This is a genomic window from Pseudomonas sp. LAIL14HWK12:I1 (genome assembly GCF_003202095.1).
Taxonomy (GTDB): Bacteria; Pseudomonadota; Gammaproteobacteria; order Pseudomonadales; family Pseudomonadaceae; genus Aquipseudomonas; species Aquipseudomonas monteilii.
In genome coordinates this window covers 333,055-349,460 of sequence record NZ_QJKG01000004.1, presented here as the reverse complement: position 1 = coordinate 349,460, position 16,406 = coordinate 333,055, and the positions used below count along the sequence as shown (strand labels likewise).

The following is a 16,406-nucleotide window of genomic DNA, read 5'->3' as shown; positions in this document are numbered from 1 at the left end:
CTCGCTTCTTGCGGTATTCGTTGAACGAAAGAGTCCGCCAACGGCTCCATAAAAAAAACAAACACGTCGAGGAAAATTTGATGCGCATCGTTCGTCAATTGCTGGGCGCCGCCATCGCGGCCGCTGTGATCGCTTCGCCGGCCATGGCCGAAGAACTGACCGGCACCCTGAAGAAGATCAAGGAATCGGGCACCATCACCCTGGGCCACCGCGACTCCTCCATCCCGTTTTCCTACCTGGCCGGCAAGCCCGAGCCCGTGGGCTACTCGCATGACATCCAGTTGGCTGTCGTCGACGCCCTGAAGAAGCAACTGGGTACGGACATCAAGGTCCGTTACAACCTGGTCACCTCCCAGACCCGCATCCCGCTGGTGCAGAACGGCACCGTCGACCTGGAGTGCGGTTCCACCACCAACAACGTCGAGCGCCAGCAGCAAGTCGGCTTCTCGGTCGGCATCTTCGAAGTCGGTACCCGCCTGCTGACCAAGGTCAAGGACGGTCAGCCGGCATACAAAGACTTCCCGGACCTGGCCGGCAAGAACGTGGTAACCACCGCGGGCACCACGTCCGAACGCATCCTCAAGGCGATGAACGCCGACAAGCAGATGAAGATGAACGTGATTTCCGCCAAGGACCACGGTGAAGCCTTCAACATGCTCGAAAGCGGCCGCGCCGTGGCTTTCATGATGGACGACGCCCTGCTCGCCGGCGAAATGGCCAAGGCCCGCAAACCGTCGGACTGGGTCATCACCGGTACCCCGCAGTCGTACGAAATCTACGGCTGCATGGTGCGCAAGGATGACGCAGCCTTCAAGAAAGCGGTCGATGACGCCATCGTCGGTTACTTCAAGTCGGGCGAAGTCAACAAGAGCTACGACAAGTGGTTCCAGCAGCCGATCCCGCCAAAGGGCCTGAATCTGCAGTTCCCGATGAGCGAAGAGCTGAAGAAACTGATCGCCGAGCCGACCGACAAGGCAGCGGACGAGAAGAAGTCCTGATCCTCAGCGTTTAGTGGCCTGATGCGCTTCCGCGCACGATTGAACCCACAGGCCGCAACATTAGTGTCTACCCTTTCATCCGAGGGCGCCCAGCGCCCCCGGATGCTCGAAGGTGCCCGTGAAACAACCGTCTGAGGGGAAATCCCGATGAATTACAACTGGGACTGGGGCGTGTTCTTCAAGTCCACCGGCGTGGGCAGCGAGACTTATCTGGACTGGTACGTCACCGGTCTGGGCTGGACCATCGCCATCGCCATTTCCGCCTGGATCATCGCCTTGCTGCTGGGCTCGGTGCTCGGTGTGATGCGTACCGTGCCGAACCGCGTGGTATCCGGTATCGCGACCGCCTATGTGGAGCTGTTCCGCAACGTGCCGCTGCTGGTGCAGCTGTTCATCTGGTACTTCCTGGTACCGGACCTGCTGCCCGAAGGCCTGCAGGAATGGTTCAAGCAAGACCTCAACCCGACGACCTCGGCACTGATCAGCGTGGTGATCTGCCTGGGCCTGTTCACCGCCGCCCGCGTGTGTGAACAGGTACGTACCGGTATCCAGGCGCTGCCCCGCGGCCAGGAAGCCGCTGCCCGTGCCATGGGCTTCAGCCTGCCGCAGATCTACACCAACGTGCTGCTGCCGCAAGCCTACCGGATCATCATTCCGCCGCTCACGTCAGAATTCTTGAACGTGTTCAAGAACTCCTCGGTGGCGTCACTGATCGGCCTGATGGAGCTGCTGGCACAAACCAAGCAAACCGCCGAGTTCTCGGCCAACCTGTTCGAGGCCTTTACCCTGGCCACGCTGATCTACTTCACCCTGAACATGGGCCTCATGCTGCTGATGCGCATGGTCGAGAAGAAAGTCTCGGTGCCAGGCCTGATTTCCGTAGGGGGCAAATAAATGGACATGGATTTCAGCGAAATCATCCCGGCCCTGCCTGCCCTGTGGGAAGGCATGGTCATGACCCTGCAACTGATGGTCATGGGCGTGGTCGGCGGCATCGTGCTGGGCACCCTGCTGGCGCTGATGCGCCTGTCGTCGAACAAGCTGCTGTCGAACGTGGCCGGCGCCTACGTCAACTACTTCCGTTCCATCCCGCTGCTGCTGGTGATCACCTGGTTCTATCTGGCGGTGCCGTTCGTGCTGCGCTGGATCACCGGCGAGGACACCCCGGTGGGTGCCTTCACCTCGTGCGTGGTGGCGTTCATGATGTTCGAGGCCGCGTACTTCTGCGAAATCGTCCGCGCCGGCGTGCAGTCGATTTCCAAGGGCCAGATGGGCGCAGCCCAGGCCCTGGGCATGACCTACGGCCAGACCATGCGCCTGATCATCCTGCCCCAGGCCTTCCGCAAGATGACCCCGCTGCTGCTGCAGCAGAGCATCATTCTGTTCCAGGACACCTCGCTGGTGTACACCGTGGGCCTGGTGGACTTCCTCAACTCGGCACGTTCCAACGGCGACATCATAGGGCGCTCCCATGAGTTCCTGATCTTCGCCGGTGTCGTGTACTTCCTCATCAGCTTCTCCGCTTCGTGGCTGGTCAAGCGCCTGCAAAAAAGGATCACCGTATGATTTCCATCAAGAACGTCAACAAGTGGTACGGGGACTTCCAGGTACTGACCGACTGCAGCACCGAGGTCAAGAAGGGTGAAGTAGTGGTGGTGTGTGGCCCGTCGGGTTCGGGCAAGTCCACCCTGATCAAGTGCGTAAACGCCCTGGAACCCTTCCAGAAAGGTGACATCGTGGTCGATGGCACCTCGATTGCCGACCCGAAGACCAACCTGCCCAAGCTGCGCTCCCGGGTTGGCATGGTGTTCCAGCACTTCGAGCTGTTCCCGCACCTGTCCATCACCGAGAACCTGACCATTGCCCAGCGCAAGGTGCTCGGTCGCAGCGAAGCGGAAGCGACCAAGAAGGGCCTGGCCCTGCTCGACCGCGTCGGCCTCGGTGCCCACGCCAAGAAACACCCCGGCCAGCTTTCCGGTGGCCAGCAGCAGCGTGTGGCCATCGCCCGCGCCCTGTCGATGGACCCGATCGTCATGCTGTTCGACGAACCGACCTCGGCGCTGGACCCGGAAATGGTCAATGAAGTACTGGACGTCATGGTGGAGCTGGCCCACGAAGGCATGACCATGATGTGCGTGACCCACGAAATGGGCTTCGCCCGCAAAGTGGCCAACCGCGTCATCTTCATGGACAAGGGCAACATCATCGAGGACTGCCAGAAGGAAGACTTCTTCGGCAACCCGTCGGCCCGCCACGAGCGTACCCAGCACTTCCTCAGCAAGATCCTGCAACACTGATTTTGCTTCACAGAACCGGTCGGCGCCGCTGCCCTTTCGGGCAGTTGGCGCTGGTCGTGACAAGGCCACTGTGATGAAATGCGACCCTTCGCTTCTTCTCCCTGCCAAGCCTGCCGTGAATTCCCGCCTGCTCCGCCAATTGCTGTTGCCGCCCCTGATCATCCTGCTGATGGTCGGCCTGGGAATGGCTGGCTACCTGATCAGCGAAAGCAACGGCATTCGCACCCTCAGCGAAAACGGTGAGCGCCAGCTGGAGCTGCACGCGCGCACGGTCGAAAGCGAAATCAGCAAGTACACCTATCTGCCGAGCCTGCTGGAGCTGGAAGACAGCGTCTCGCACCTGCTCACCGACCCGGACGGCGGCTCACGGCAAACGGTAAACGAATACCTTGAGGGCCTGAACCGGCGCAGCCGCAGCCGGGCCATCTTCGTTCTCGATACCAATGGCCGGGTACAGGCCACCAGCAACTGGCGCGACGCCGACTCGTTCCTGGGTGAAGACCTGTCGTTCCGCGCCTACTTCCAGACAGCCGTGCGCGGTGAGCCTGGGCGTTTCTATGGCATCGGCAGCACCACCGGCGAGGCTGGCTACTACCTGGCTCATGGCCTGGAGGAGCACGGCAAGATCATCGGCGTGGCCGTGATCAAGGTGCGCCTGGACACGCTCGAGGAGCGCTGGCAACGTGCCCGTCTGGAGGCGTTCGTCAGTGACGAGAACGGCATCATCATCCTTTCCAGCGACCCGGCCCGACGCCTGAAATCGGTGCGCCCGCTGACCCCGCAAATCAAGGAGCGCCTGGCGCGCAGCCTGCAATACTACTGGTGGCCGCTGAACGAGTTGCAGCCACTGGCCCGGGAAACCCTGGCCGATGGCGTGGAAAAACTGACCTTCCCGGCCAACAGCGAAACCGCAAAAGGCAAACCCCACGAGGTTGCCTACCTGGCGCAGACCCGTCGCCTGGTGGATACACCCTGGCATTTCACCCTGCTGACCCCGCTGCAGGACCTGCGCCGCGAGTCCATGGTGCAGGGCATCCTGGTGGGCGTGGCGTTCGCCTTGCTGGCGATCCTCGGCATCGCCTGGAACGAGCGACGCAAGGTCATCGCCACCCGCCTGGCAGCCCGTGAAGCCCTTGAGGAAGCGAATAGCCAGCTGGAGCGGCGGATTGCCGAGCGCACCGCCGACCTGCGTGCCAGCAACGAACGCCTGAAGGGGCAAATTCGCGAGCGCCGGCATGCCGAGCAAACCTTGCGCCACGCCCAGGATGAGTTGGTGCAGGCCGGTAAGCTGGCGGCCATCGGGCAAATGTCCACCAGTATCGCCCATGAGCTGAACCAGCCGCTGGCCGCGTTGCGCACCTTGTCTGGCAACACGGTGCGTTTCCTCGAACGTGGGGCACTGGAAACCGCCAGCACCAACCTGCGCACCATGAACGACCTGATTGACCGCATGGGCCGCATCACCGCCAGCCTGCGCTCCTTCGCCCGGCGCGGCGATGACAGCGGCCAGGCCTCGCTGGCCAAGGCGGTGGAGGCGACCTTGCAAGTATTGGCCAACCGCATCAGCGCCTGCCATTTGCAGTTGCACCACCAGTTCGACGACCAGCAGCTGGCTATCGACCAGACGCGCCTCGAACAGATTCTGGTCAACCTGATCGGCAACGCGCTTGATGCCATGGCCGCGCAACCGCTGCCCGAGCTATGGCTGGAAGGCGAACTGCAGGGCGACAAGTACCGCTTGCAGGTGCGCGACAATGGCCACGGCATCGATGCCGAGGCGCGCAAGCACCTGTTCGAACCTTTCTTCACCACCAAACCGGGCGAACATGGCCTGGGCCTGGGCCTGACCTTGTCGGCGAGCCTTGCCGCCGCCGCCAAGGGCAGCCTCAACGTCGAGCACCCCGCCACTGGCGGCACGGCCTTCGTCCTGGCCTTGCCCCTGGTTTCTCCCCCTAGCGAATCGGCAGAGCACCCATGAACCAAGCGCCTCTTACCGTACTGATCGTCGAAGACGACCCGCATGTGCTGCTCGGCTGCCAGCAGGCGCTGGCGCTGGAAGATATCGCCTGCGAAGGCGTGGGCAGCGCCGAACAGGCGCTGGAACGCATCGGCGACGATTTCGCCGGCATTGTCGTCAGTGACATCCGCCTACCGGGCATTGACGGCCTGGAACTGCTCAACCGCCTGAAGGCCCGTGATCGCAGCCTGCCGGTGGTGCTGATCACCGGCCATGGCGATATCGACATGGCCGTCGGCGCCATGCGTAACGGCGCCTACGACTTCATGGAAAAACCGTTCTCCCCCGAGCGCCTGGTCGATGTGGTGCGCCGCGCACTGGAGCAACGCGGGCTGTCGCGAGAAGTGGTGGCCCTACGGCGCCAACTGGCCGGACAGAGCAGCCTTGAGGGCCGCATCATTGGCCGTTCCCCCGCCATGGAGCACTTGCGCGAACTGATCGCCAACGTCGCCGATACCTCAGCCAACGTGCTGATCGAAGGCGAAACCGGTACCGGGAAAGAGCTGGTCGCACGCTGCCTGCACGACTTCAGCCGCCGCCAGAGCCAACCGTTCGTGGCGCTGAACTGTGGCGGCCTGCCGGAAAACCTGTTCGAAAGCGAGATTTTTGGCCATGAGGCCAACGCCTTCACCGGCGCCGGCAAACGCCGCATCGGCAAGATCGAGCACGCCAACGGCGGCACGCTGTTCCTCGATGAAGTCGAGAGCATGCCGATCAACCTGCAGATCAAGCTGCTGCGCGTGCTGCAGGAACGTACCCTGGAACGATTGGGCTCTAACCAGAGCATCCCGGTGGATTGCCGGGTAATTGCCGCGACCAAGGCCGACCTCGACAGCATGGGCCAGAGCGGCCAGTTCCGCAGCGACCTGTATTACCGGCTGAACGTGGTCACCCTGGAACTGCCGCCACTGCGCGAGCGCCGCGAAGACATCCTGCAACTGTTCGAACACTTCCTCCAGCAGTCGGCCTTGCGCTTCGACCGGGAAACCCCGACGCTGGACAGTCAGACCTTGTCGCGCCTGATGGCCCACGATTGGCCGGGCAATGTGCGCGAGTTGCGCAACGTGGCCGAACGCTATGCGCTTGGCCTGCCGGCGTTCAAGAAAGGCCCCAGCGGTGGCGCCAGCCAAGGTTTGGGCTTTGCCGAGGCGGTGGAAGCGTTTGAACGCAACCTGCTCAGCGACGCCCTGCAACGCACCGGGGGCAACCTGAGCCAAGCCAGCCAGGAGCTGGGCATGGCCAAGACCACGTTGTTCGACAAAGTGAAGAAATACGGCCTCGGCTGACCTCAACCCAAACTGGAATAACAACGTGGATCTGGTATTCAAAGCGGCCTTGGGCGCTGGTGTGGTACTGCTGCTGGCGGTGCTGTCAAAGACGCGTAACTATTACATCGCCGGGCTGGTGCCGCTGTTCCCCACTTTTGCCCTGATTGCCCATTACATTGTTGGCAAGGGGCGCAGCATTGCCGACCTGAAGACCACCATCCTGTTCGGCATGTGGTCGATCATTCCGTATTTCGTGTACCTGGCGACCCTGTATGTATTGGTTGACCGCCTGCGCCTGGAGGCATCGCTGGCACTGGCCACGGTGGCCTGGCTGATGGCCGCGACCGTGCTGGTGACCTTGTGGGTGCGGATGCACTGATTGATATCGGCGCGGGTTTCAGAGCCCTGCGATATGCGTGACATCCTGCCGATGCGCTTGCAGATAAGGCAACACAGCCCCCAGCAGCGGCGCTTTGAACGGCTCCTGGAAGCGGTGTGCCAGCCCTGGTATCAAGCGCAGCTGGCTGCCTTGAATATGCGCCGCCAGGTGCACACCATGCATCACCGGCAGCAACGGGTCAGCCGTGCCGTGCACCACCAGGGTCGGCACCCTCAACTGGTTCAATAGCTCGACGCGGCTTGGCTCGGCCAGGATCGCCATGATCTGGCGCTTGGCCCCGTCCGGGTTGAACGCCCGGTCGTAAGCCACCGCTGCCTGGTGCAGCAACACGGCGCGGTCGTCCCGCACCTCTGGGCTGCCCAACGCCGCCAGCAGGTCGGCCTGCTGCTCGATGGCCACCTCGCGGTTTGGCGCACTACGCCGGGCCAGCAACTGTACCAGCGCCGGGGCCGGCGCCGGCAACCCCGCCGCCCCGGAACTGGACATGACCAACGTCAGGCTGCGCACGCGCTCGGGAGCCATGGCTGCCAGGTGCTGGGCGATCATGCCGCCCATGCTCACGCCCAGTACATGAAACTGGCGCACCCCCAAGGCGTCCATCAGGCGTAAGCCATCGTCTGCCATGTCGGTCAGCGTATAAGGCGCCGCCACTGGCAAGCCCAGCTTGTAACGCAGCAGCTCCACCGTCAGGTTTGCCGACGGCGGCACCTGGTTCCAGCGTGACAGCCCGACATCGCGGTTGTCGTAGCGGATAACCCTGAAACCTTGGCGACACAATGCCTCGACCACATCGTCCGGCCAGTGGATCAGTTGCCCGCCCAGCCCCATGACCAGTAGCAAGGCCGGATCACGCGGCGCGCCCACGCTCTGGTACACCAGGCTGACCGCACCCAGCTCGGCGCGCTGCACCGGTACGTGAGCGTCACAACGCTGTTCGGCGAAGCTGGCAGGTACGCTGAAAAGGAAGATAAGAAAAAGCCAAAAAGCCCGCATGAAAGAAACACCAGAATGCAGATCCCCAGTAAAGCGCGAGTCTGATGAATTCTGTTCGGGCGCGCTGCCACAGTTCGGTGACATTTTCATGACTCCCGCCAGGCGGTGCGGCTGAACGCCCAGTCGACAGGCACGGCAACATGAGAGAAACTCAACTCATTCCCTGCTTCTTCAATCCCACACACCGGAGTCAGCTGTGCTGGAGATCCGTCACCTGAAAACCCTTCATGCCCTGCGCGAAGCCGACAGCTTGGTGGAAGCCGCCGAGCGCCTGCACCTGACCCAGTCGGCGCTGTCGCATCAGTTCAAGGAGCTGGAAGAGCGCCTGGGCCTGCCCCTGTTCGTGCGCAAGACCAAGCCGATCCGCTTCACCAGTGCCGGGCTGCGCCTGCTGCAACTGGCCGATGCCACCCTGCCACTGCTGCGCGGCGCCGAGCGCGACATTGCGCGCCTGGCCGGTGGCACCGCCGGGCGCCTGCACATGGCCATCGAATGCCACAGCTGCTTCCAGTGGCTGATGCCGACCATCGACCAGTTCCGCGATGCTTGGCCGGAAGTGGAGCTGGACCTGGCCTCCGGCTTTGCCTTCGCCCCGCTGCCGGCACTGGCACGCGGCGACCTGGACCTGGTGGTGACTTCCGACCCGGTGGACCTGGCAGGTATCACGTATGTGCCGCTGTTCACGTACGAAGCGATGCTGGCCGTGGCCAACCAGCACGCGCTGGCCAGCAAGCCCTACATCGTGCCGCAAGACTTGCTCGACCAGACGCTGATCACCTACCCGGTGGAGCGCGACCGCCTGGACATCTTCACCCGCTTCCTGGAGCCGGCCGACATCGAGCCGGCTGCCGTGCGCACGTCGGAGCTGACGGTGATGATGATGCAACTGGTGGCCAGCGGCCGTGGGGTCTGCGGCATGCCGCACTGGGCACTGCACGAATACAGCTCGCGCGGCTATGTAAAGGGCAAGCGCCTGGGTGAAAAAGGCCTGTTCGCCACCCTATATGCTGCCGTGCGCACCGACATGCTCGATGCGCCGTACATGCGCGACTTCCTGTTGACCGCCAAAGATACCTCGTTCGCCACGCTCGACGGCGTCAGCGCGGTGCGCTGACTGCCTGGCGGTACAGCGGCAGTATCAGGTCGCGGGTCAAAGGCGCCAGCGGCAGGGCTGGTGCCTGATCGGCAGCCAGCCACACCACCTCTTCGATCTCCGCAGCCGGCGTTACCGGCGCGGCGCTGTCGACACGGAACAGTTCGGCTTGCACCTCGAAGCCTGGTTCGTTCGCGGCCGGGGCACTGAACCGGCCCAGGTGCACGGCCTGGTCCGCGTTGATGTTCAGCCCCAGCTCTTCATGCAGTTCACGCACCAGCGCCTGCACCGGTGATTCACCGGCATCGATCTTGCCACCTGGCTGCATGAAGGCCTCGGTGCCACGCTTGCGCACCAGCAAGGTACGGCCCTGGGGGTCGATCAGCAAGGCAGCGGCGATGCGGATGATGTTGGCCATGGGAGGGCTCGCTGGAAATAATGGCCGGGGAGGATCCCATGGGGATCATTGGCCTGACAAGGCCAGCGCACACAAGAAGACAGCTGCTGCCACAGGGCATGTGTTCCGGCTGTGGTCATACCCTCGATTCGAGAATGGTTTTCGCTACCCCGATTTTAATTTGCAGCGCCCCGCAACTTGGCTATGGTCGGGGTTTGCCCCCAGGCCCTGAGCCTGACCGCGCCATCGCAAGGACCCGTATGAGCCTGTCACTTCTCAGTCGCTACGCCTTCTTCGCCGCCTGTGTGCTGTTCACCCTGGCGAGCCTGCCTTTCACCCACCACGAATGGCTGTGGCCGTTCACCCTGACCACTGGCATCCTCAGCCTGATCGGCATATTCGACCTGCTGCAGCAACGCCATGCGGTGCGCCGCAACTACCCGATCCTGGGCAACATCCGCTACCTGGTCGAAGCCATTCGCCCGGAAATCCGCCAGTACCTGCTGGAATCGGACAGCGACGCCTTGCCGTTCTCCCGTGCCCAGCGTTCGCTGGTGTATGCCCGGGCGAAGAACGAAGCCTCGGACAAGCCATTCGGCACCCTGATCGATGTGTACGAGTCCGGCTTCGAGTTCATCGGCCACTCCATGCGCCCGGCGCCGCTGGCCGACCCGTCCAGCTTCCGCGTCATTGTCGGCGGGCCGCAGTGCAGCCAGCCGTACTCGGCGTCGATTTTCAACATTTCGGCAATGAGCTTCGGCTCGCTCAGCGCCAACGCCATCCGCGCCCTCAACCAGGGTGCCAAGCTGGGTAATTTCCACCATGACACCGGGGAGGGCAGCATCAGTCCTTACCACCGCGAGCACGGTGGCGACCTGGTCTGGGAACTGGGCAGTGGCTACTTCGGTTGCCGCACGCCAGACGGGCGCTTCGACCCCGAACGCTTCGCCGCCCAGGCGCGCAGCCCGCAGGTGCGCATGATCGAGATCAAGATGAGCCAGGGCGCCAAACCCGGCCATGGCGGCATTCTGCCCAAACACAAGGTCACCCAGGAAATCGCCGAGACCCGTGGCGTGCTGATGGGTGAGGACTGCATCTCGCCGTCGCGCCACAGCGCTTTCTCTACGCCAATCGAGATGATGCAGTTCATCGCACAGCTGCGTGAATTGTCCGGTGGCAAACCCGTCGGTTTCAAATTCTGCCTTGGCCACCCTTGGGAGTTCATGGGCATTGCCAAAGCCATGCTGGAAACCGGCATCCTGCCCGACTTCATTGTTATCGATGGCAAGGAAGGCGGCACCGGCGCGGCGCCGGTGGAATTCACCGACCATATCGGCGTGCCACTACGCGAAGGGTTGCTGTTCGTGCACAACACCCTGGTGGGCCTTAACTTGCGCGACAAGATCAAGCTCGGGGCCAGCGGCAAGATTGTCAGCGCCTTCGACATCGCCAGCGTACTGGCGATTGGCGCTGACTGGGCAAACTCGGCACGCGGCTTCATGTTCGCCATCGGTTGTATTCAGTCGCAGAGCTGCCACACCAACAAGTGCCCGACCGGCGTGGCGACACAAGACCCACTACGCCAGCGTGCGCTGGTGGTGCCGGACAAGGCCCAGCGGGTATTGAACTTCCACCACAACACCCTGCGTGCCCTGGCTGAAATGCTCGCGGCGGCAGGCCTGGAGCACCCTGCGCAGCTGGAGGCCAAGCACCTGGTGCGGCGCATCTCGGCCACCGAGATCAAGCTGTTCTCGCAGATGCATGTGTTCTTGAAGCCAGGAGAGCTGCTGACGGGCGAGGTGAACGGGCAGTTCTATTCGCGCATGTGGCAACTGGCCCGGGCGGACAGTTTTGAACCGCACAGTGAAGTAGCTGCCTGAGAGAGCCCCGGGGCTGCTGCGCAGCCCCGGCTATTTCAGATCAGGACGCGGTATTTGCTACACCTTGAGCTTCTTTCGGCGCCAGGCGGAACGCGTAATACAACACCGTCAACAGCACCAGGAACGCCGGGCCGATGTACAGGGCCACACGGGTATCCTCGAAGTACGCCATCAAGCCAACCACCAGCACCAGGAACGCCAGCGCCAGGTAGGAGCTCAGCGGCCACAGCCACATACGGTACTTCAGTGCCTTGCGCTCGGCGGTGGTAAGGCCTGCGCGGAACTTGAGCTGTGCGAGCAGAATCATCACCCAGGTCCAGATCGCGCCGAAGGTAGCGATCGAGGTGACCCAGACAAAGACCTTTTCCGGCACCAGATAGTTGGCCAGTACACCCAGCAACAGCGCGCCGATCGACAGCAGCAGCGCATTGCGCGGTACCCCATTCTTCGAAGTACGGGCGAAGGCCGCCGGGGCCTGGCCGTTCTGCGCCAGGCTGTAGAGCATGCGCCCGGTGCTGAAGATGCCGCCGTTGCACGACGACAGTGCCGCTGTGATGACCACGAAGTTGATGATGCCGGCCGCAGTCTTGATACCGAGGCGCTCGAAGGTCATCACGAACGGGCTGCCCTGGCTGCCGATTTCGTTCCACGGGTAGATCGACAGGATCACGAACAACGCGCCCACGTAGAACAGCAGGATGCGCCAGAACACCGAGCCGATGGCCTGCGGGATGGTCTTTTGCGGGTTGCGTGCTTCACCGGCGGTCAGGCCGATCATTTCCACGCCCAGGTAAGCGAACATCACCATCTGCAGCGACATCAGCACGCCGGTCACGCCATTGGGCATGAAGCCACCGTTGCTCCACAGGTTGGAAATGCCCATAGCCACACCGTCATTGCCAAAACCAAAGGCGATGATGCCGATACCGCCCAGGACCATGGCGATGATGGTGACGATCTTGATCAGGGCGAACCAGAACTCGAATTCACCGAAAGCCTTCACCGCTACCAGGTTGACCGCGCCCATGCTGCCCAGCGCCGCCAGGGCCCAGATCCAGCGCGGTACGTCGGGGAACCAGATGCCCATGTAGATGGCCACTGCGGTAATTTCGGCAACGCAGGTCACCAGCCACAGGAACCAGTAGTTCCAACCGGTGAGGAAGCCCGCCAGAGGGCCGAGGTAGTCCTGGGCATAGCGGCTGAAGGAGCCGGCGACAGGGTTGTGCACGGCCATTTCACCAAGGGCGCGCATGATCACAAGGATGGCCAGGCCGCCGATGATGTAGGACAGCATGATCGCAGGGCCGGCCATTTCGATGGCCTTGGCCGAACCCAGGAAAAGACCGACACCGATACAGGCGCCCAGCGCCATCAGACGGATGTGCCGTTCGCCCAGTTCACGCTTGAGCGGGCCGCCTTCAGTGGCAGGGCCGTGGGCAGGGTGGTTGCCGACTGGCATAGCAATACAACCTCATTTTGTTATTGGATTTGACCTTCGTGCAGCACCGGCCATGCCGATAGGCGTGGCGTTGGCTTGCCAGACTGGCCTTGTGGGCCGGCCCGTATGCCGGAATAGAGCGCCCGGCAGGTCGAAGGGGGCGAGCAGTATAGGAAGAGCGTTGTAGGGGTTTTCACTGTATATGTGCAGAAATTTGGCGAGAACCCCGGGATCGCGTCACACATATCACGATCGCCCGAGCACCATAGCAACATCCCGGTACGAAGAAACCCACACCAAAGCCGCATAGCCCTACCTCGCCTTTCTTCCCTTCCTACAAATTTTTCACCTCACCCGCTCAACGTCTAAGCTTCAGACAAGCAAGACGAAAATACCTGGCCGGATAGAAGACTATGGGCGCACTGTGGCAATCGGAACCAACCAGAACGGAAGCACCCGAGATACCTCCGGCCGAGACGCCACAACCCAAGTCACCCCGTCAGCGTCGGCTATGGTGGCGGCTGATCATCCTTATTCTGCTGGTGGCGCTGGTTGCCATCGGCTTTGCGGCGTATGACGAATTCCGCACGTCCGAGCTGCAATCGCGAGAATTCAGCAAACTGGCCGGCACGCTGACCTATTCGCTGCAGCCAGGCCCCAGCGATGCCATCGTGTACCCGGGTGAAGGGCCGTTCGACAAACGCCTGGGCTACAGCGCGATGGGCGAGTTCTTGCCACGCCTGCTCAAGCGCGACTACCTGATCAGCGAGCAGGTGAAGTTCTCGCCAGCGTTGATGAACTACGTCGAACACGGGCTGTTCGTGCCTTACATCGAGAAAATCCAGGCCGGCCTGTCGATCACCGACTGCCGTGGCGACACCCTGTACCAGTACAACTACCCGCAGCACCTGTACCCTGATTTTGCAGCGATCCCGCCGGTGATGGTCAACAGCCTGCTGTTCATCGAGAACCGCGACCTGCTCGACACCCAGGACCCGCGCAACAACCCGGCCGTGGACTGGCCACGCTTTGCCAAGGCAGCCTACAGCCAGGTGGCCAAGTACCTGGCCTTGCCCGGCCAGTCCGCTGGCGGCAGTACCTTGGCCACGCAGCTGGAAAAATACCGTCACTCCCCAGACGGCCTGACTGTCTCGGGGGCCGAGAAAATCCGCCAGATGATTTCTGCCAGCGTACGCGCCTACCAAGGTGGCCCTGACACGACTGAGGCTCGTCAGCGTATCGTGCGTGACTACCTCAACAGCGTGCCTCTCTCGGCTGTACCGGGGCATGGCGAAGTGCATGGCATGGCCGAAGGCCTGCGGGTGTGGTACGGCGCCGACTTCGACCAGGTCAACCAGGCCCTGACTTCCACGGCCAGCGACCCCGAGAGCATGGCCGCACGCGGCCTGGCCCTGCGCCAGGTACTGTCACTGATGATTGCCCAGCGCCGCCCCTCGCATTACCTGTCCAAGGGCCGCGTCGAGCTGGCAGAACTGACCGATTCGCACATCCGCGTGCTGGCCGCCAACAAGGTGATCGAGCAGCCCTTGGCCGACGCCGCGCTGGCCAGCAAGGCGGTGTACCGCGACTGGGTTGCGCAGCCGACCATCGTGCCGATTGTGACCAACAAGGGCATCAGCCTGGCACGCAACCGCCTGGCCGCCATGCTCAACCGCCCTTTGTACGACCTCGACCGCCTCGACCTGTCGGCCACCAGCACCTTGCAGGCGGATTTGCAGTTGCAAGTGAGCCAGTACCTGAAGAACCTTGCCGACCCCGAATTCGCGGCGCAGATCGGCCTGATCGGCGAGCGCCTGCTGACCAGCAAGACCACCGACCAGGTGAGCTACAGCTTTACCCTGTTCGAGCGCACCGGCGACGGCTCACGGGTGCGTGTGCAGACCGATAGCACCAACCAGCCTTTCGACATCAACGAAGGCAGCAAGCTGGAGCTGGGCTCGACCGCCAAGCTGCGGGTACTGACCACCTACCTGGAAATCATCGCGCAGCTGCACGACAAGTACGCGGGCAAACCCGCCGCCGAGTTGAAAAAGGTCGAAGTCGCCGAACTCGACCGCATTACCCAGTGGTCGCTGGAGTGGCTTGCACAAAACAGCAAGAACCAGAGCCTGGATGCCATGCTCGATGCGGCGCTGGAGCGCAAGTATTCCGCCAACACCGGTGAAGCCTTCTTCACCGGCGGCGGCATGCATGTGTTCAACAACTTCCGCAAGGAAGACAACAACCGCAACCCGACGCTCAAGGATGCCCTGCGCGAATCGATCAACCTGCCGTTCATCCGCCTGATGCGCGACCTGGTGCGCTACGTGACCTACCAGCAGCCGTACAACCGCGTGCCGCTGCTAAAGGACGACGCCGACCCGCGCCGCCAGGAATACCTGGCCCGCTTCGCCGACAAGGAAGGCACCAATTACCTGATGCGCTTCTGGAAGAAATACCAACGCAAGACCTCGCAGCAGCGCCTGGACACCTTCCTCGACAGCATGCGCGTGACGCCGCAGCGGCTGGCAGCGGTGCACCGCTACCTGTTCCCCGAAGCCGGCCAGGAAACCTTCAATGCTTTCGTCCGTGCCCATCTCAAGGGCGACAAGATTGCCTTGGGCAAGCTGACCGACGGTCGCCTGTCGGAAATGTACGATGCCTACGGCCCAGGCAAGTACGACCTGCCTGATCAAGGCTACATCGCCAAGGTCCACCCGCTCGACCTGTGGCTGCTCGGGTACTTGCTGAAGAACCCCAGCTCGACCCTGACCGAGATGGTCAACGCCAGCCGCTTCGAGCGCCAGGAGGTATACGGCTGGTTGTTCAAGAGTCGCCACCAAGGCGCCCGCGATAGCCGCATCCGCACCATGGTCGAGATCGAAGCCTTCCTCGACATCCACCAGCGCTGGAAGCGTGTGGGCTATCCATTCGACCACCTGGTGCCTTCGCTGGCCACTGCCATCGGCAGCTCGGGCGACCGCCCTGCTGCCCTTTCCGAACTGGTCGGTATCATCCAGAACGACGGCGTTCGCCTGCCAACCTTGCGTATCGATACCCTGCACTTTGCAGCCAACACACCTTACGAAACCAAGCTGATCACCGACCCTGACCGGGGCGTGCGGATTCTGCCGGTCGAAGTCGCGCGTGCCCTGAAAGGCGCCATGTCGCAAGTGGTAGACGCAGGTACTGCGCGGCGTATTTCCGGCAGCTTCAAGCTGCAGGACGGCACACCATTGGTGATGGGTGGCAAGACCGGTACCGGTGACAACCGCATCGAAAGCTTCGGCGCCGGCGGTCGGTTGATTGGCTCGCGCTCGCTGAACCGTACCGCCACCTTCGTGTTCTTCCTGGGCGACAACCACTTCGGCACCCTCACCGCCTTCGTCCCGGGGCGCTCGGCAGAGGCGTTCAAATTCACCTCGGCGCTGCCCGTGCAGGTGCTCAAGGGCATGGCCCCGATCCTCATGCCGTACCTGCAGCCGGGCAATCCAAACGAGTGCAAGCCACCACAGGTTGCCGTGCACACACCAGCAGCAGGGGACGTATCGAATAAATAGATGATAATCATCTGCATTAACGGGCTTGTGTTTAGATATATCTTGAGTAATATCTTACGATATAT

13 protein-coding genes are annotated in these 16,406 nt (G+C 62.4%); 10 read left to right on the top strand and 3 right to left on the bottom strand.

The features are described from left to right. The first annotated feature begins 80 nt into the window (after positions 1 to 80). The 7 genes from D906_RS13580 (at position 81) to D906_RS13550 (ending at position 6,959) form a co-directional block, all read left to right on the top strand. Positions 81 to 998 (top strand): glutamate/aspartate ABC transporter substrate-binding protein, encoded by a 918-nt coding sequence (locus D906_RS13580; protein ID WP_016713730.1) that lies wholly within the window; start codon positions 81 to 83, stop codon positions 996 to 998. Between the two features lie 147 nt (positions 999 to 1,145). Then, positions 1,146 to 1,892 carry an amino acid ABC transporter permease gene (locus D906_RS13575; protein WP_019096550.1) on the top strand — a complete coding sequence of 249 codons (747 nt, stop codon included), beginning with the start codon at positions 1,146 to 1,148 and terminating at the stop codon, positions 1,890 to 1,892. After that, positions 1,893 to 2,564, top strand: coding sequence for an amino acid ABC transporter permease (locus tag D906_RS13570; RefSeq protein ID WP_019096549.1), 672 nt, complete (start codon positions 1,893 to 1,895; stop codon positions 2,562 to 2,564). It abuts the gene before it with no gap. Further along, the gene (locus D906_RS13565) at positions 2,561 to 3,295 is read left to right on the top strand and encodes an amino acid ABC transporter ATP-binding protein (RefSeq protein WP_003258023.1); all 735 of its coding nucleotides are present in this window, start codon (positions 2,561 to 2,563) and stop codon (positions 3,293 to 3,295) included. The genes D906_RS13570 and D906_RS13565 overlap by 4 nt, the downstream gene beginning before the upstream one ends. Before the next feature lie 73 nt (positions 3,296 to 3,368). Then, positions 3,369 to 5,273 carry an ATP-binding protein gene (locus D906_RS13560; protein ID WP_025754577.1) on the top strand — a complete coding sequence of 635 codons (1,905 nt, stop codon included), beginning with the start codon at positions 3,369 to 3,371 and terminating at the stop codon, positions 5,271 to 5,273. Next, a complete protein-coding gene (locus tag D906_RS13555) occupies positions 5,270 to 6,598 on the top strand; it encodes a sigma-54 dependent transcriptional regulator (protein ID WP_019096547.1) in 1,329 nt (442 codons plus the stop codon). Before D906_RS13560 ends, D906_RS13555 begins: the two co-directional genes overlap by 4 nt. Positions 6,599 to 6,623: 25 nt before the next feature. Further along, a complete protein-coding gene (locus D906_RS13550; RefSeq protein ID WP_025754578.1) occupies positions 6,624 to 6,959 on the top strand; it encodes a GlpM family protein in 336 nt (111 codons plus the stop codon). Between the two features lie 18 nt (positions 6,960 to 6,977). On the opposite strand, the gene D906_RS13545 is transcribed toward D906_RS13550, so the two are convergent. Further along, on the bottom strand, positions 6,978 to 7,973 hold the full coding sequence (locus tag D906_RS13545) for an alpha/beta fold hydrolase (RefSeq protein WP_025754579.1): 996 nt from the start codon (positions 7,971 to 7,973) through the stop codon (positions 6,978 to 6,980). A 196-nt stretch (positions 7,974 to 8,169) separates the two neighbouring features. Here D906_RS13545 and metR point away from each other — a divergent pair, with 196 nt between their 5' ends. Then, positions 8,170 to 9,087 carry a transcriptional regulator MetR gene (gene metR, locus D906_RS13540; RefSeq protein WP_019097212.1) on the top strand — a complete coding sequence of 306 codons (918 nt, stop codon included), beginning with the start codon at positions 8,170 to 8,172 and terminating at the stop codon, positions 9,085 to 9,087. On the opposite strand, the gene D906_RS13535 is transcribed toward metR, so the two are convergent. After that, the gene (locus tag D906_RS13535; RefSeq protein WP_019097213.1) at positions 9,071 to 9,484 is read right to left on the bottom strand and encodes an NUDIX domain-containing protein; all 414 of its coding nucleotides are present in this window, start codon (positions 9,482 to 9,484) and stop codon (positions 9,071 to 9,073) included. The two genes, metR and D906_RS13535, sit on opposite strands and share 17 nt — an antisense overlap. Positions 9,485 to 9,723: 239 nt before the next feature. On the opposite strand from D906_RS13535, the gene D906_RS13530 reads away from it, so the two are divergent. Next, positions 9,724 to 11,343, top strand: a complete 1,620-nt coding sequence (locus D906_RS13530; RefSeq protein WP_027609165.1) for an FMN-binding glutamate synthase family protein — start codon at positions 9,724 to 9,726, stop codon at positions 11,341 to 11,343. A gap of 40 nt (positions 11,344 to 11,383) precedes the next feature. On the opposite strand, the gene D906_RS13525 is transcribed toward D906_RS13530, so the two are convergent. After that, complete coding sequence (locus D906_RS13525; RefSeq protein ID WP_016713719.1) at positions 11,384 to 12,802, bottom strand: amino acid permease; 1,419 nt, start codon at positions 12,800 to 12,802, stop codon at positions 11,384 to 11,386. Between the two features lie 392 nt (positions 12,803 to 13,194). Between D906_RS13525 and D906_RS13520 the strand changes: the two genes are divergently transcribed. Beyond that, a complete protein-coding gene (locus D906_RS13520) occupies positions 13,195 to 16,341 on the top strand; it encodes a transglycosylase domain-containing protein (protein WP_027615415.1) in 3,147 nt (1,048 codons plus the stop codon). Positions 16,342 to 16,406: the final 65 nt, after the last annotated feature.

Bases quoted from the DNA above. Each gene is read 5' to 3' on its own strand.
- D906_RS13580 (WP_016713730.1), top strand. From the start codon at position 81: ATGCGCATCGTTCGTCAATTGCTGGGCGCCGCCATCGCGGCCGCTGTG.
- D906_RS13575 (WP_019096550.1), top strand. From the start codon at position 1,146: ATGAATTACAACTGGGACTGGGGCGTGTTCTTCAAGTCCACCGGCGTG.
- D906_RS13570 (WP_019096549.1), top strand. From the start codon at position 1,893: ATGGACATGGATTTCAGCGAAATCATCCCGGCCCTGCCTGCCCTGTGG.
- D906_RS13565 (WP_003258023.1), top strand. From the start codon at position 2,561: ATGATTTCCATCAAGAACGTCAACAAGTGGTACGGGGACTTCCAGGTA.
- D906_RS13560 (WP_025754577.1), top strand. From the start codon at position 3,369: ATGAAATGCGACCCTTCGCTTCTTCTCCCTGCCAAGCCTGCCGTGAAT.
- D906_RS13555 (WP_019096547.1), top strand. From the start codon at position 5,270: ATGAACCAAGCGCCTCTTACCGTACTGATCGTCGAAGACGACCCGCAT.
- D906_RS13545 (WP_025754579.1), bottom strand. From the start codon at position 7,973: ATGCGGGCTTTTTGGCTTTTTCTTATCTTCCTTTTCAGCGTACCTGCC.
- D906_RS13535 (WP_019097213.1), bottom strand. From the start codon at position 9,484: ATGGCCAACATCATCCGCATCGCCGCTGCCTTGCTGATCGACCCCCAG.
- D906_RS13530 (WP_027609165.1), top strand. From the start codon at position 9,724: ATGAGCCTGTCACTTCTCAGTCGCTACGCCTTCTTCGCCGCCTGTGTG.
- D906_RS13525 (WP_016713719.1), bottom strand. From the start codon at position 12,802: ATGCCAGTCGGCAACCACCCTGCCCACGGCCCTGCCACTGAAGGCGGC.
- D906_RS13520 (WP_027615415.1), top strand. From the start codon at position 13,195: ATGGGCGCACTGTGGCAATCGGAACCAACCAGAACGGAAGCACCCGAG.